A 13339-nucleotide genomic window follows, 5' to 3' on the forward strand; every position below is an offset into this window, starting at 1 on the left:
TCTTCAAGTATCCGAGTCCGGTATTTACGCAGGGACACCTTGTGTTCCTGAGCAGGTGGCCTGCGTGGCTGCTGCCGGCGCTGGTTGTGATTGCGAGTGCGGGGCTTGCGGTGCTGATCCAGTACCGGCTGCGGCAGATCAAGCCGGGGTTAAGGGGCGAGCCGGCGGCGCTCAGTCCGCGCCGTGCATGGGGAGTGTGGGCGGTGCAGTCCGCACTGGTTGCGCTGCTTCTGCTGTTGCTGTGGCAGCCAGCGATGATTGTTGCGGAACTTAGCTCAAAGCAGAACATTATCGCCGTGGTGGTCGATGATTCGAAGAGCATGGCGACGCGGGATGTTGGGGGCAAGTCTCGCGAAGAGGCCGCGCTGACTGCGTTGCAGAGTGGTGTGCTCGACGGGTTGAACCAGCGTTTTCGGACGCGGCTTTACCGGATTGATCGTTCGTTGACGAAGGTGGATGCGCTTAACGGTGTTACGCCGGCTGCGGCGGCTACGCATCTTGGAGATGGTCTGCAGCAGCTGGCAACGGAGACGAGTGATCTGCCGGTGGGTGCGGTGGTGCTGCTGACGGATGGTGGCGAGAACGCAGCAGGCATGGGCGGATCCGGCATTGGGCTGGAGGCGATGCAGGCGCTGAGGAATCGGCGGTTGCCGGTGCATACAGTTGCGTTTGGATCGGCCGAACTGAAGCATGACGTTGATGTGGAGGATGTCAGCGTTTCGCCGACGGTCGTTGCGAATGCGCGGATTGCGGCGACCATAACCTTCACGCAGCATGGGTATCTGAATGGTCATGCCACGGTGACCGTGCGCGATGGCGATAAGACGCTGGCAGCGCATGAGGTAACGCTGGGTGCGAATGGCGCCATCCAGAGTGAGCCGTTGTATTTCTATGCGGGTGCGGCGGGGGCGAAGACGTTGCGCTTCAGCGTGGAGCCGGTCGCAGGGGAAGAAAACACACGTAACAACGCGTTGACGCGGCCTGTGCTGGTGAGTGCTGCGAAGCGCCGCATTCTGTACATCGAAGGCGAGCCGCGCTGGCAGTTCCGGTTTCTTCGCCGCGCGGAAGAGGATGACCCTACGGTGCAGATCGTGTCGATGCTACGGACGAGTGAGAACAAAATCTACCGGCAGGGGATCAGTGGGCCGGAGGAACTTGCGGATGGATTTCCGTCGAAGGCGGAGGAACTGTTTCAGTACAGCGGCATCATCATCGGATCGGTCGATGCGGATTACTTTACGCCGACACAGCAGCAGTTAATCCGCGAGTATGTCGATCGTCGTGGCGGTGGTGTTTTGTTTCTTGGCGGCCGGTCTTCGTTGAGCGATGGTGGATGGACTGCATCGAGCCTAAACGATCTGTTGCCAACGTTTTTGCCGGGCGGGCGCAATAACTTTCATCGCAATGCGGCGCTTGTGAACCTGACGGAGGCGGGCGTGCAGTCGCCCATTACTCGCCTGCTGGAAGACCCGCTGAAGAACGAGGCGCGCTGGCGCAAGCTTACGTATCTTGCGGACTACGAGGACCCCGGCACGCCGAAGCCTGGAGCCACTGTGCTGGCAGAGATGAGCAGCGGTGGCCGACGCAAGATGCCGATGCTGATCACGCAGAGTTATGGCAATGGGCGCACGGCGATCGTGGCGACGGGGGGCACGTGGCGCTGGCAGATGAGCGAGGCGCTGGGTGATCCGTCGCACAACCTGTTCTGGCAGCAGTTGCTGCGATGGCTGGTGGCGGATACGCCGGGAGCGGTGAGTGCTAGCTCGTCGGCTCATACGTTGTCAGACCAGGGGCATCTGCAGATTACGGCGCAGGTACGCAGCAAGGATTTTCAGCCGGCGCGGAATGCTCATGTGAGCGCACATGTCTCAGGGCCTGAGGGCGCGAATGCTGTGCTGGATATGACGCCATCGCAGGATACGCCGGGCCTGTATACCGCGGACTATACGGCGGAGAAGGCTGGTCCGTATCTGACGGAAGTTACTGCGGATTCGACAGATGCGAAGGTTGGTGAGCTTGGCCGCGAAGTGCTGACGTTTCAACGCGAGGACGGTATTGCCGAAAACTTTCACACGGCGGCGAATCCGAAACTACTGGAGCAACTGGCGAAGGAGACGGGTGGTCGTGCCTGGTCTTCGAACGATTTGAAGGATCTGCCGCGCGACATTTCTTATTCTGAGGCAGGTATCTCGGTGCGGTCGACGAAAGAGCTATGGAATATGCCCATCGTCTTCTTTCTGTTGCTTGGTCTTCCAGTTGCGGAGTGGCTGCTGCGGCGTAAGTGGGGTGTTGTATGAGGCGCGCGCTGATCGTTGCCTTCGCGCTGTTCGCGGCACAGGCTCGTGCTGCGACTTACTACGTCACGGTTGCAGGACTTGGTGGCGAGCCGGACTATGAGCAGCGTTTTATCGCAGGCGCTAAGGATCTGGATAAGGTCTTCAAGTCCAGTGGCAGTACCGCGCATGTGTATACACTTTCTGGCGCACAGGCTACTGCGGCACAGCTTCGGAGCACGATGGCAACGGTCGCGCAGCAGGCTGCTGCGAATGATGACTTTGTGCTCATCCTGATCGGCCATGGATCGTTCGATGGGACGGAGTACAAGTTCAACATGGTGGGGCCGGATCTGTCTGCGGCGGAGATTGCTGCGTTGTGCGATCGCGTGCCTGCGAAGCGGCAACTGGTCGTCGATACGACGAGCAGCAGCGGCGGTGCTGTTGCTGCGCTGGAGCGTCCCGGGCGTGCTGTTGTTGCGGCTACCAAGTCCGGCACGGAGAAGAATGCAACGGTCTTTGCGCGTTACTGGGTTGAGGCGCTGCAGGATCCGTCTGCAGACACGGACAAGAACGAGTCGCTGACAGCCATGGAGGCATACGTCTATGCGTCGAAGAAGACGGCGGCCTTCTACGACTCGCAGAAGCGTCTTGCGACGGAGCATGCGGTCTTTGATGACATCGGTCGCGGTGAGCCGGTTCGTGAGGCTGGGGGTGGGCAGGGGCAGCAATTGAGTAACTTCACCATTCTGCGGTTTGGTGCGGCGCAAAAGGCTGCGAGTGACCCCGCGAAGGTGGCGTTGCTTGCAAAGAAGGAAGAGTTAGAGCAGAGGATCGACGCGTTGAAGTACGGCAAGGCCGCGATGGATCCCCTGCAGTATCGGCAGCAGTTGACGGCATCGCTGGTGGAGCTTGCACGGGTGCAGGCGGAGTTGGACAAGTGATGCGCTTGCTTGCCGTTGCGGCTGTGTTCGGCGCTTGTGCAAGTGCGCACGCCGTTGCGCCTGCAGGCTGCTGGCAGATGCAGAAGCACGGACAGCAGAAGCAGGCGGAGGCGTGCTTCACACAGTTGACGCAGAGCCGCGATGCGTATGAGCGCGCAGAGGGATTCTGGGGCTTGGAAGATTGGCAAAACGCCAATGCGTCCTTCCGCGAGGCGACACAGGCTGCCGGAAGTCCCGCGCAGTACAAGGTTCGTTGGGGCATGTTGCTGCATGAGCGCTTCAACAATGCCGAGGCTTCGGATCTGTTCCGCGAGGCGCTCGCCAAAGATCCGAACCAAGCGGGGGCATATCTCGGGCTTGCCACGGTGCAGGCGCAGGACTACAGCGGCGATGCGAATCAGTCCATTGCGAAGGCGCTTGGAATCGACCCGAAGCTTGCGGCTGCGCATGAGCTTGCCGCAACCATTGCGCTCGACAATGACAATCGCGAGTTGGCCGCGGCGGAGGCCGATAAGGCGCTAGCAATCGACAGCGAGGCTACGGATGCGATGGCTGTCCATGCCTCGCTTGAACTTCTTGCGGATAAGCCTGCGGATGCGTGGTTTGCCAAGATCGCGGCCATCAATCCGCACAACGGCGAAGCTTACACGCGTGTTGGACACCATCTGGAGCTGCACTATCGCTTCTCCGATGCTGCGGTGTACTACCGCAAGGCGACGGAGGTGCAGCCGAATCTTTGGGCGGCGCATTCCCTGCTGGGTGTGGAGTTGATGCGACTGGGCCAGGAAGAAGAGCCGCTAAAGCAGCTTGAGCTGGCTTATGAGAATGGCTATCGCAATCCGGCGACGGTGAATAGCCTGCGTCTGCTGGACAGCTACAAGAACTTCAGCACGACGCGCGATGCCACGACGATTGTTCGGCTGGACAAGAAGGAGAACGACCTTCTGCAGCCTTATATGCAGGCGGAGTTACGCACGATTCTGGAGACCTATTCGAAGAAGTACAAGATGACCCTGCCTGCGCCGGTGCAGTTGGAGGTCTATCCCAATCATGAAGACTTTGCCGTGCGCACGATGGGTATGCCGGGGCTGGGTGCGTTGGGTGTGACGTTTGGTGAGGTTGTTGCGATGGACAGCCCCAGTGGGCGCAAGCCCGGCGACTTTAATTGGGGCGCGACGCTGTGGCATGAGATGAGCCATGTCTTCATCATTACGGCGACTAATCAGCGCGTGCCGCGCTGGTTTACGGAAGGCCTTGCCGTGCATGAAGAGGGACAGAGGTCGCCGGAGTGGAGTGACCGCGTGACGCCGGATGTGCTGCTGGCGATTCGCGGCAAGAAGTTGCTGCCGATCTTGAAGCTCGACCGTGGGTTTGTGTTTCAGGAGTATCCACAGCAGGTGCTTGTCTCTTACTTTCAGGGCGGCAGTATCTGCGACTTTATTGCGGCCAAGTGGGGCGAGAGCAAGCTGCTGGACATGGTGCATTCGTACGCTGCGGGCAAGACGACGGCACAGGTTATTGAGACGGATCTTGGTCTTGCTCCGGAAGAGTTCGATAAGCAGTTCCTAGCGACGATCGATGCGAAGTATGGTGTGGAGGCCGCGCACTTCGATGAGTGGCGTACGAAGCTGAAGGCGCTGGCCGCCGCGGCGCAGGCGAAGCAGACGGATGCTGTGCTTCAGCAGGCACCGGCGGTGATTGCGCTCTATCCCGAGTACATTGGTGACGCGAACGCCTACGAATTGCTGGCCGATGCGCAGCATGACAAGGGTGATGCAAAGGCCGAGGCGGCGGTGTTGCTGCAGTATGAGCACCAGGGTGGACAGCAGCCGTTGTTGCTGAAGCGGCTCGCTGCATTGCAGGAGGCGGCGGGTGACAAGGCTGAGGCCGCCGCGACACTTACTCGCGTGTTGTACATCTATCCGGTCAAAGATGTGGAGCTGCATCAGCATCTGGGGGCGTTGTTGATGGCGCAGAAGCAGTACAGTGGCGCCATCCGTGAGTACAGCGCGGTGGTCGCGACGAACCCTTTGGACAAGGCGGGCGCGCAGTACAACCTTGCCACGGCTTACATGGCAGCGGGGCAGCGCGATAAGGCACAGGATACGGTCCTGACGGCGCTGGAAGCGGCCCCAGGTTATCGACCCGCACAGAAGCTCTTACTGGAATTACAGGCCCACTAAGCAGGAAGCGAAAGGGAACCGACACGTATGGCGTTCACCGATTTGAATCCCGACGCAGCACAGCTGCAGACACGCATTGAGCGATTTCACGTTGTGCGCAAAGACATTCTGCGGCAGGTGCGCGAGGTGATCGTGGGGCAGGACGAGGTCATCGACCAAGTGCTGATCGCGCTCTTTGTCGGAGGGCATTGCCTGTTGACTGGCATGCCGGGCACGGCGAAGACGCTGATGGTGCGTACGGTTGCGGATGCGCTGGGTCTGGTCTTTCGTCGCATTCAGTTCACGCCGGATTTAATGCCCTCGGATATTACCGGCACCGACATCATTGAAGAAGATACGGTGACAGGGCATCGTAAGTGGACGTTTGTGCAGGGACCTATCTTCGGCAATATTGTGCTTGCCGATGAGATCAACCGCACACCGCCAAAGACGCAGGCTGCATTGCTGGAGGCGATGCAGGAGCGTTCGTGCACGGTGCGCGGCCATGTCTATCAACTGCCCGCGCCGTTCTTTGTGCTTGCGACGCAGAATCCGATTGAACTGGAAGGTACCTACCCGCTGCCGGAGGCACAGCTCGACCGCTTTCTGTTCAACAGCATTCTCGACTATCTAAGTCCTGAAGATGAGTTGAAGGTGGTGGATCTTACGACGGCGACGCGCGCTCCGAAGATTGTGCCTGTGACGAATGCCGAAGAGTTGCTGGGCTTTCAGACGCTGGTACGGCAGGTGCCCATCGCAGAAACGCTCGCTCGGTATGTTGTGAACCTGGTGCGGGCTACGCGCCACAAGAGTGATAACGCTCCGGATTTTGTGAAGAAGTATGTCAGTTATGGCGGCAGTATTCGCGCGGCACAGTTCATTGTGCTGGCCGCGAAAGCGCGCGCGTTGTCACGCAAGCGCTACCACGTGTCCTACGAGGACATTACTGCAGTTGCTGTACCTGTGTTGCGTCACCGCATTCTGCTGAATTTTCATGCGGAGTCCGAGCGCATTGATACGGATAACATTCTCAATCGATTGATCGCTGTGATTCCGCAGCCGAAGGGCTAACGCAAGGTGCAACGGTTTCTTGATCCCGCGGTGCTTGGCACCATCTCCTCGCTGGACCTGCTGGCGCGCACGGTTGTGGACGGCTTTGTTGCCGGTCTGCACCGGTCGCCGGACTTTGGCTTCTCGCAGGAGTTTGCGGAGTATCGCGCGTATGCACCGGGTGATGATCTGCGGCATGTGGACTGGAGTCTGTATGGACGCACGGACCGGACGTACATCAAGCGGTATCGCGGCGAGACGAACAGCCAGTTGACGGTGCTGCTGGATGCGAGTAACTCGATGGAGTTCACCAGTGGTGGCGTGAAGAAGATGGATTATGCGCGCTTTATTGCGGCGGCGCTGTTCTATCTGGCGATCAAGCGGCAGCGCGATGCTGCGGGTTTGATCGTGTTCGATGATGAGGTGCGCGATTATGTTCGGCCATCTTCGCGTAACGGTCAGTTTGCTCGACTCCTGGGAGGGCTTGAAGCTGCCGAGCCTCGCGCGCGTACGGACTTTGGCAAACCCTTGAAGCACTTTCAGGAGCTGCTGCACCGGCGCGGCATCGCGATTGTTATCTCTGACTTTTATGAAGATCCCGAAGTCGTTGTGAAGACGATTGAGCCGTTGCGCTTTCATGGCAATGAGGTGGTGTTGTTTCACGTCCTTGATCCGCAGGAGTTGCGGCCCGTGATGAATGGGCCTTCCGTGCTGGTGGATCTTGAGACGGAGCAACGGATCGAGGTGATTCCGGAGTATGCGAAGACAACGTATCGGGAGCGAATCGATGCGCATGTGGAGTCGCTACGATCAAAAACAAAGGCTGCGGGAATGGACTACCAGTTGTTGCTGACAGATCAGCCTCTGGATAGCGCATTACGCGAATACCTGACGTTGCGACAGACGGGAAACTGATGAATCTCCTTAACCATTGCGTTGCGTCGGAAAGCGGGGTCCTGTGATGGGGTTCCTCTCGCCATGGTTTCTTGGAGGACTGCTGGCACTGGGTGTGCCGGTGTTTGTGCACCTGTTGAAGCGTCATATTACGGTGCCGCGACCGATGGCGTCGCTCATGTTTTTTGAGCGCGGCACGCAGAGCTCTACGAAGCATAAGCGGCTGAAATACCTGTTGCTGTTTGCGTTGCGTGCGTCGCTGTTGTTGCTGGTGGTTCTGGCGTTTGCGAATCCTTTTCTTCGACGGCTTGCCAGTGATCCGGCGGGCCGGTTGATGCTGATCGTGCTGGATAACTCGTTCAGCATGCGTGCAGGGACTCGCTTTGCAGATGCGAAGCAGCAGGCGCTGGTGTTGCTGGCTGCGAAGCCTGCTTCGCAGAAGGCGCAGATCGTTGCGCTGGGCGGGCAGGTTGCGATGCTGACGCAGCCGATCGACGACGTGGTTCAGCTGCGGAATGCGCTGGAGGGCGTGCAGCCCGGGGATGGGCATGCGAGTTTCGGTGAGCTGGGGCGCGACATTCGCGCGCTGGGGGAACAGACGAAGGGGCCTGCGGATCTCCACCTGTTCAGTGACATGCAGAAGTCTGCGATGCCTGCGAACTTTGCCGACATGGTGCTGCCCGCGGAGACGAAGCTGATCCTGCACGCGGTGGTGAAGGGAGTTGCGTCGCCGAACTGGACGGTGGCGAGTGTGGATGCGCCGGCGGAGCTGGCCGATCCAAAGGACACGAAGAAGTCGCGGGTGCTGGCGGTGATTGCAGGGTTGAATGCGCCTGCTGCTTCGAAGAATGTTTCGTTGCTGGTGAATGGACGCAGCATTGCGACGAAGAGGGTCGATGTGCCTGCGAATGGCCGTGCGACGGTAGAGTTCGCACCGCTTGATATTGGATACGGATTCAGTAAGTGCGAGGTCCGTGTGGATGCGGCCGATGCGTTCCCGCTGGATGATGCGAGCGTCTTTGCGGTGCGGCGTTCCGATCCGCAGAAGGTGTTGTTCGTGCGCGGGCAGGGAGACACTCGTTCGGAGCTTTACTTTGGTACGGCACTGGCTGCTGCGGCGCAGGCTTCGTTCAGCATGCAGGCGGCGAGTGCAGCGAGTACGAATGATCTTGATCCTGCGCGCTTTGCGTTTGTGGTGATCTCCGATGCTGTTGCGCTGCCGTCGATCTTTGAACGGAACCTGCAGGAGTATGTGAGCAAGGGTGGCAGCGTGATGATCGCGCTGGGTACCGGCGCGGGTCATCCTGCGCGGATTCCGCTTTGGGGATCTGAGGTTAAGGATGCCCGCGAGTATGCGCGTGCTGGGGGCGTTGCGACGACCGTTGGTCAGGTGGACTTCACGCATCCTGCGCTTGCGGATGCACAGCCGGGGCGCGACAACGGTGGATGGGCGGAGACGAAGATTCTGTATGCGTCGGTTGTCGATCCGGGTAATGCGCGGGTGGTTGCGCGGCTGAGTGATGGCACTCCGCTGCTGATGGACAAGTCGATGGGTGAGGGGCATGTGCTGCTGTTCACCACGGGTTTCGACAACCTGACGAATGATCTGCCGTTGCATCCGGTGTTTGTGGCGTTTGTCGATCGTGCTGCGCGTTATCTGAGCGGGACGGAGCGGCTGAGCGGGTCGCGGTTGGTGGACAGTTTTGTGCAGTTGCGCAGCGGTGGCGTGGCCGCTGGAGCAAGTGCGAGCGCGGAGGTGGTTGACCCGGCGGGTAAGCGGCCGCTCTCGCTGGAGGAGGCGCGGACTGCGCGAGCTTTCCGCCTGGATCATGCGGGCTTTTACCAGGTGCGCTTTGCGAATGGGAAGGATGCGGTCATCGGCGTGAATCCGGATCGGCTTGAGAGCGACCTGCAGCCGATGCCGGACGATACGCAGCAGTTATGGAGTGGTAGTAACACGGCTGCACCCGCGGAAGCTACACAGGCTGCGGTGGCGGGTGATGTGAAGTATCGGGCCGTTGGATTGTGGTGGTGGGTTATGCTGCTTGCACTTCTCGTAGCGCTTGCGGAGACGTTCGTCTCCAGCGGCTACATGGGCACGCAGCGGGAGGACGCATGAGCAAACAGCGCGAATTGCATGGCTACATTGCACGTGTTCGACGGATGCTGCAGGTGCGTGCGGGCCTGCGTGGTGCTGCGATCTTCTTTGCTACGGCACTTGTGCTGACGGTGCTGCTGGTGGTGTTGCTTGATCATTACGCCTTTCCGGAGGGCGGCACGATCAAGGCGCGTCTGGTGCTGATCGTGGGACTTATCGCAGCAGCGGGCGCAGGCATCTTCTGGCCGCTGGTCCACCTTACAAAATCGAGCGCGGTACAGGATGCCGAGGCGGCGCATCCGCAGCTGGAAGATCGTCTGCGCACGTTTCACGAACGCGATACGGATGAGTCGAATCCGTTCCTGGAGCTGCTTGCTGCGGATACGCTGACACGTACTGCGGATGCGCCACCCTCGTCGATGGCACCTGTGTCTGTACTAGCCGCGCTGGCCGGTGTTACCACTGCCTGCCTGGGGTTGTTGTTGTGGATGATCTATGCCGGTCCGGGTTTTATGGGTTATGGCGCATCGCTGCTTTGGACTGGGCCGAAGAAGACGGAGCAGCCCCTGTATGCGATCAGCGTGCTGCCGGGCGATGTGGCTGTGCGGCGTAACAGCGACCAGTTGATCACGGCGCAGGTGACGAATTTACATCCGGATAAGGTGGAGATCTTTGCGCACTTCAACAGCAGCAAGGGCTGGGAGCCTGTTGCGATGCAGCCCTCGGCATCGATGACGGGCAATCCGTCGTACCAGTTCACTTTTACCGGTTTGCCGGAGAACGTGGAGTACTACGTCACAGCGGGGCCGCTTACATCGCCGCACTACAAGGTGCGTGTGGTCGATCTGCCTTCTGTGAAGTCCGTGAAGGTGACGTATCGCTATCCGGTGTGGACCGGGTTGAAGACGGAGACGAGCGATCATGCGGGCGATCTTCGGGCGATTGAAGGTACGAATGCAGATCTTGAGATCGAGATGGACCGACCGCTGAAGGACGGCAACCTGACGCTGGATAGCGGCGGCACCGTCCACCTGACGAGCATTGAAGGCAATAAATACAAGGGCACTATCGCTATGAACAAGGATGGCGCCTATCACGTGGCCGCCACCAGCGACGGACTGCCAGTTCGCTTGAGCGAGGACTACTTCATTGCGACGGATAAGGCAGAGGCACCGCAGATCGCCATCGAGAAGCCGGGCCGCGACTACCGCGCAAGCCCGATCGAAGAGGTCACAGTTGGTGTGAAGGGATCGGCGCAGTTCGGTTTGCGAGACATGCATCTGCACTACTCAGTGAACGGCGGGCCGGACAAGGACATCGCCATGCTGAAGCAGCCCGGTGCGAAGAATGCGGATGGCTCGTACACGCTGCGCCTGGAAGATTTTAAGATGCAGCCGGGTGATCTGGTCAGCGTGTACGCGACGGCGAAGGACGGTCATGCGGAAGCGAAGACAGACATCAGCTTCATCCAGGCTGATCCTTTCGAGCGCGAGTTTTCGCAGTCGCAACAGGGTGGCGGCGGAGGCGGCGGTGGTGGTGGCCAGCAGGGCGGCCAGACTGAAATTTCGAAGCGAGAGAAAGAGCTGATTGCGCAGACGTGGAAGCAGATCAACGACAAGTCTGCGACGGAGCGGGCAGCGAAGACGCAAGGCGATTTTTTGAGCGGTGCGCAGTCTAAGTTACGCGATCAGGTGATGGCTCTCTCGGCACGCATCAACAGTCGCGACCTTGCCGGTGCGAATGAAGAGTTCACGGGCTTTGAAAAGGACATGCAGGAGGCAGCGAAAAATATGCTGCCGGCGAGTGAGAAGCTTGCCGTGGTGAAGTGGCAGGAAGCTCTTGTGAGTGAGCAGAAGGCGCTGCAGGCGCTGCTGCGCGCTGAGGCGACCTTCCGGCAGATACAGGTGGCCTTTGGACAGCAGGGCGGCGGCGGCGGCGGTGGTGGACAGAGCACAGGCCGCGATCTTGCAAGCCTCTTCGATCTGGAACTGGACACAGAGAAGAATCAGTATGAGACGGCGCGTACTTCCTCTCCGCAGGAAGAGCATGCGAAGGAAGTGGAAGACGCGCTTGCAAAGCTGGACGCGCTTGCAAAGCGGCAGGAGGAGCTAGCGAACCAGCAGAAGAATCCGCAGCAGAGCTTCCAGGAGCGCTGGCAGCAGGAGATGCTGCGTCGTGAGGCGGAGCAGTTGCAGCGGCAGATGGAGCAGCTTGCGAAGAATGGCCAGCAGGGCCAGCAGGGCCAGCAGGGCCAGCAAGGACAGCAGGGCCAGCAAGGACAGTCGGGACAACAGGGACAGTCTGGACAACAAGGTCAGTCTGGTCAGCAGGGACAGAGTGGCAGCCAGAGTGCGTCGGGTTCACAGGCGGGTGGAACTTCCGGCTCGCAGTCTCGCTCGCAGCAGCAGGCATCCTCGCGTCAGCAGAGTGGAGGCAGGCAGTCTGCTTCGGATCAACGGATTGAGCAGGCGTTGTCACGCATGCGCGCGGCGAATGATGCGATGAAGCGTGCGGGTACATCCGGACAGCCGCAGCAGGGCAGCAGTACGGAGGCACAGCGGCAGGCGGCGGCACGTCTGCGTGAGGCGACCGGACTGTTGGGTGGAGCTCAGCAGGACATCGCAGGGAATCGGATGGGAGCGATGTCGCGCGAGGCCGAACGTCTGCAGCAGGAGGAGCGCGCGCAGGCGGAACGCATCAACAAGTTCGCTTCGTCCGTGGAGAATCAGAACTTCGACCGCGATGCGATGACGCGCAAGATCCAGGAGCGTCGCCAGCTTTCGGCCGATCGACAGGAGTTGTCGAATGGCCTGTCCAAGCTGCAGAACCAAATGCGCGAGACGGCGCGGCAGATGGCGGGCAGTCAGCCGGAGACCTCGAAGAAGTTACGTGATGCGCTGTCGGAGATGGATCAGTCGGATCTCGACAACCATTTGCAACGCACGGCGGACTGGCTGCGCAGCGGGATCAATCCGAATACAAACGGCACGGAAAAGAATATTGCCGATGGCTTGTCTAAGCTGGGGCAGCAACTGCGGGCGGCGCAGGGTTCGCTTGGCAAAGGATCACTTGCAGGCGGCCGTGGCACGGATACAGGCAAGCCCGATCAGACGGCTGCGCTTGGTCAGGTGGAGCGTCTGCGGAGCCAGTTGCAGGCGATGCAGGCGGCTCGTCAGGGTACAGCGTTGGATCGTGGTCATCCGGGTCAGAACGGCCGCAACAGTCAAGGCTCCAGTCAGGGACAGCAGAGCGGCCAGGGGCAGGGTGGTGGTCAGTCCGGCCAGGCGCGCAACGGCAGTGGTCAGCAGTCTGCACAGAGTGGTCAGGGGGAGGGCGGTCAGGGGCAGGGTGGTCAGGGGCAGCAGCAGGGGCAGGGTGGCGGTCAGCAAGCGGGCAATCGCGGCGGCGGGCTTACACGCGGGAATGATATCGGCGGAGGAAACGAGAGCGGCCGCGTCGGTGATTTGGGAGATCGTGTGGGGGGCGGTGGTCGGCAGGGCGATGTGAACGGTGCCTCGAACACCGGCAATAACACCTACGCGACAGGCGGTCCGCGCTACGGGGCGAAGGGGACGGATGGAAATCCCGCAGATACGGAACGTACTTTCCAGCAGAGTCTGCGCGACCTGCAGGCGCTGCGCGGCATGGTGAAGGACGACCCTCAGGCGCAGAAGGATCTTGCGGAGTTGCAGCGTCAGATGCAGGGCCTTGATCCAAGGCGCTTCCCCGGCAATCCAGCATTGGTTGAGCAGATGCATGGGGAGGTATTGCGCGCGGTCGACAAACTGGAGTTGCAGTTACACCGCTCGGGCGACACGACCGACGCGCACACAGGCAAGGCTTATGCCGTGCCTGCTGGATATAACGACTCTGTCGCCGAATATTATCGGCGACTTAGCAAGGGTAAGTAGGTGGCTA

Annotated in this window: 7 protein-coding genes; all 7 read left to right on the forward strand. The window is 60.1% G+C overall.

Annotated elements, in window-relative coordinates:
• Nucleotides 1-41: 41 nt before the first annotated feature.
• The 7 genes from TERRO_RS02775 to TERRO_RS02805 are packed head-to-tail and all read left to right on the forward strand — an operon-like array spanning nt 42 to nt 13332.
• Nucleotides 42-2297, forward strand: coding sequence for a glutamine amidotransferase (locus TERRO_RS02775; protein ID WP_245536201.1), 2256 nt, complete (start codon nt 42-44; stop codon nt 2295-2297).
• Nucleotides 2294-3217 (forward strand): hypothetical protein, encoded by a 924-nt coding sequence (locus TERRO_RS02780; protein ID WP_014784479.1) that lies wholly within the window; start codon nt 2294-2296, stop codon nt 3215-3217. The genes TERRO_RS02775 and TERRO_RS02780 overlap by 4 nt, the downstream gene beginning before the upstream one ends.
• A complete protein-coding gene (locus TERRO_RS02785) occupies nt 3217-5400 on the forward strand; it encodes a peptidase MA family metallohydrolase (protein WP_014784480.1) in 2184 nt (727 codons plus the stop codon). Before TERRO_RS02780 ends, TERRO_RS02785 begins: the two co-directional genes overlap by 1 nt.
• 27 nt (nt 5401-5427) lie before the next feature.
• Complete coding sequence (locus TERRO_RS02790) at nt 5428-6450, forward strand: AAA family ATPase (protein WP_014784481.1); 1023 nt, start codon at nt 5428-5430, stop codon at nt 6448-6450.
• Nucleotides 6451-6456: 6 nt separating this feature from the next.
• Complete coding sequence (locus TERRO_RS02795) at nt 6457-7344, forward strand: DUF58 domain-containing protein (protein WP_014784482.1); 888 nt, start codon at nt 6457-6459, stop codon at nt 7342-7344.
• A gap of 46 nt (nt 7345-7390) precedes the next feature.
• Nucleotides 7391-9442: a vWA domain-containing protein gene (locus TERRO_RS02800; protein WP_014784483.1), complete on the forward strand. Its 2052-nt coding sequence runs from the start codon at nt 7391-7393 to the stop codon at nt 9440-9442.
• Entirely contained in the window at nt 9439-13332 is a 3894-nt protein-coding gene (locus TERRO_RS02805; RefSeq protein ID WP_014784484.1) for a coiled-coil domain-containing protein, read from the forward strand. Before TERRO_RS02800 ends, TERRO_RS02805 begins: the two co-directional genes overlap by 4 nt.
• Nucleotides 13333-13339: the final 7 nt, after the last annotated feature.

Source organism: Terriglobus roseus DSM 18391, assembly GCF_000265425.1.
In the GTDB taxonomy this organism is placed as follows: Bacteria; Acidobacteriota; Terriglobia; order Terriglobales; family Acidobacteriaceae; genus Terriglobus; species Terriglobus roseus.